This is a genomic window from Terrabacter sp. P5_B1, assembly GCF_056400505.1.
This window is the reverse complement of sequence record NZ_JBFULD010000554.1, coordinates 1-1,351: the sequence shown is the minus strand read 5'-3', so window position 1 is coordinate 1,351 and position 1,351 is coordinate 1. Positions and strand designations below refer to the sequence as shown.

General features: G+C 72.5%; 1 protein-coding gene. It reads right to left on the bottom strand.

The annotated features are described in order from the left end of the window. Window positions 1–38: 38 nt before the first annotated feature. On the bottom strand, window positions 39–1,351 hold a 1,313-nt coding region (locus AC1DP0_RS21915), incomplete at its 5' end, for a protealysin inhibitor emfourin (RefSeq protein WP_478088700.1).

Sequence of the window (1,351 nt, the reverse complement as noted above, 5' to 3'; positions counted from 1 at the left end):
GGGCAACGGGTTCGTGGGCACTCGACGGTCGGAGCGGGTCAGTCGTCGGCGAGGGTGCGCTCGAAGAGGGAGTGGATGGCCTCGGGGAGGTGCGGCTCGTGGATCATCACGTCACAGCCGACCTCGTCGCAGACGATGGAGTAGATGTACGCGTCGGGGTGGGTGCCCTCGGTCGAGGCCGCGATGCGCTGGAGCGTCGGCGCCCCGAGCAGGTGCTGCCAGTCCCTGGCGTCCCGCTCGGGAAGCTCGCCCAGTGCCACCCGCCGCTCGCGCACCAGGCCGGCGAAGCCGCCGCTGCGCCGTAACACCACCCGGGTATCGGCTCCCGGCGTCGCACGGCTGCCCGCACGGTCACCACCGGAGCCGGCGTCCGAGCCCTGCCCCGCACCGGTGGACGGGGGCACCTCGGCACCTGCCGCCAGCACGCCGACCTGCTCCCACGCCGACCGCACCGCACTCTGCTCGGCGGACCCCTCTCCGTGCATGGTCCCGGCCGCGGCCACGGTGAGACCTGCGAAGGTCGCGAAGTCACAGTCCGCCTTGATCCCGTCACCCGACAGGACGGCATACCAGATCGCCCCGGGGGCGTCCCACGCGTTGCCGCCGATCGCCTCGGCCGCGAGCACGAAGGCGCGGTTGGGGATGCCGGAGTTGATGTGGACGCCGCCGTTGTCGTCCTGGGTGTCGACGTAGTGGGCCATGTCCGCCGGCTGCGGGTCCTTGCCGAGCCGCGGGTCGTCGTAGGCCGTGCCGGGGTTGCGCATGTCGCGGAGCGCCCGCCCCTTGACCGAGGGGTTGAGCAGCTCGGCACCCACGAGCCAGTCGGCCTGCGCCGCGCTCTGCCCGAGGGCCTTCTGCTTGACGAGGACCCCGAAGACGTCCGAGATCGACTCGTTGAGCGCGCCCGACTGCCCTTGGTAGAGCAGGCCGGCCGTGTGCTCGGTGACGCCGTGCGCGAGCTCGTGGCCGATGACGTCGAGGCTCTTGGTGAACGGCTCGAAGATGACGCCGTCACCGTCGCCGAACACCATCTGCGTGCCGTCCCAGAAGGCGTTGTCGTAGTTGCGGCCGTAGTGGACGCTCGCGAGCAGCGGCATCCCCTTGCCGTCGAGCGAGTCGCGGCCGTAGGCGGTCGACCACAGCTCCCAGGTCGCGCCGAGTCCGTCGTAGGCCTGGTTGACCGCGTCGTCGCCACTGGGCGCACCACCTTCGGACCGCACCTTCGTCCCCGGCGTCGTCTGGGTGCCCTGGGCGTCGAAGATCGTGCGGTGCGGCGCAGGAGCTCCCGGGCCCGTCGCGTCGGGCCGGCGCGGCGCGGTGCGCCCCGTGGGCCGAGCGGTCGGTGTGCGCC